The following is a 1,626-nucleotide window of genomic DNA, read 5'->3' on the forward strand; positions in this document are numbered from 1 at the left end:
GCTTCAACACCGGACCCCCGCGAAACTGTCACTCGCGCCAGCACCGGAGGCTTCCGGCCTGATCGCGGCACCGCATGCATTCATTGGGTTCTGCCACGGGCGTCCGAAGCTTCCCCGGCCCGGGGCGGAAGTCGGCGCCTGAAACCATACGGCGGGCGCCCCCGTTTCCGGCTGTATGTTTTCACGCGGAGGCCCCAATCCCCGGAGCCCACGCGGATCCTCTCCCTCCGAACGTCCCCCTGCCACGCCCCCCGCGCCAGTCCGTCCGCGAGGGCGGGCGCGCTGTGTACACGCGCACGGCCCTGTGTCCCCGAGGTGCCGCCCCCTGGAGCCGCGACCTGAGCGGTCGTTACACTTTTTCATGTCGAGCGGAAGCCACGGCCACGGCTTCGCGGGGAGGGCGCATGCGCACGCCGAAGGACGAACTGCTGCTCCGGGCGATGGACCATGCGTTGTCAGCGCGAACGTTGGAGGCGGTGGAAACACTGGCCGCGCTCTATCGGTTGCTGGACGCGGAGCGCATTCCGGAAGACGAGAACTACGCCGTGTTCGCCACGGCGCTGTCGCGCAGGTTGGAGGGTGCGACGGGGGCGCTGCATCCGTACCGGGCCTCGGAGGTGGACGGAGGCGCGCCGCAGATTGAGTTGTTCCGGCGGCTGATGAAGCACCTGCCACTGGCGTCCGCGGCGGACGCGGTGGCGAACGCGCTGCTCGCGGACTTCCTGCGAGGGCACGCGGAGGCGACGCTGCTGGACGTGGGCATCGGGCAGGGGCGGCAGGAGTGCAACCTGCTGCGAGCGCTGGCGAAGGCGGGCGCGCTGCCCCGGCACCTGACGGTGGTGGGCGTGGACCCCAGCGGGACGAGTCTGGTGGAGGCGCGCGACGCGGTGCTCGCGGTGGCGGAGGAGGTGGGGCTGTCGCTGGAGTTCGTGAAGCTGGAGTCGCCGGTGGAGGACCTGGACGCCGCGACGTGGGCGGCGCTGCGAGGCGTGAAGCGGCCGCTGGTGGTGAACGCGGCGTTCGCGCTGCACCACGTGGCGGAGAAGGAGACGTCGGGCGTGGAGGCGCGCGACGCGGTGCTCTCGCGGCTGGCGTCCCTGGGGCCGGTGGGGGTGGTGCTGTGCGAGCCCCACGTGGACCACCACCGTGCCCCGGCGCGTGAGCGGTTGATCAACGCGTGGCATCACTTCTCCCGCGTGTTCCAGTTGCTGGATACGCTGGAGGTGCCGGGCGCGGAGCGTCGCGCCATCAAGCGGTTCTTCGGCCGGGAGGTAGACGACATCGTGGGCACGGTGAACGAGTCGGAGCGGTGCGAGCGCCATGAGCCGGCCACCGCCTGGTGGGAGCGGTTGCAGCGCGCGGGCTTCACGTCGCGAGGCGGGCTGGAGACGGTGTGCCCGGGCGAAGTGCACCCGGCGGTGGGGCTGTATCTGGAGGAAGGCACGGTGGGCATCACCTTCCGGGGGGACGTGCTGGTGTCGGTGCTTGCGGCGGTGCCCAGGGAGGGCGCGTGAGCGAACTGGAGGCGGTGGCGCCGAAAGTCATTGGGAGGTGCCGGGAGGCGGGGGTGCGTTTGGTGTTGGCGGAGGCGTGCACGGGCGGGGTGATGGCCGCGGCGCTGACGGA

The 1,626-nt window shown here is 71.4% G+C and carries 1 protein-coding gene; it reads left to right on the plus strand.

Translation table 11 applies throughout. The annotated features are described in order from the left end of the window. The first annotated feature begins 404 nt into the window (after positions 1–404). Positions 405–1,514 (plus strand): GRAS family protein, encoded by a 1,110-nt coding sequence (locus D7W79_RS41840; RefSeq protein WP_120530735.1) that lies wholly within the window; start codon positions 405–407, stop codon positions 1,512–1,514. The last annotated feature ends 112 nt before the right edge of the window (positions 1,515–1,626 follow it).

Origin of the sequence: Corallococcus exercitus (assembly GCF_003611585.1) — a bacterium.
Taxonomy (GTDB): Bacteria; Myxococcota; Myxococcia; order Myxococcales; family Myxococcaceae; genus Corallococcus; species Corallococcus exercitus.

What these genes read in the sequence shown, in the direction of transcription:
- D7W79_RS41840 (WP_120530735.1), top strand. Translation starts at nt 405, where the DNA reads ATGCGCACGCCGAAGGACGAACTGCTGCTCCGGGCGATGGACCATGCG.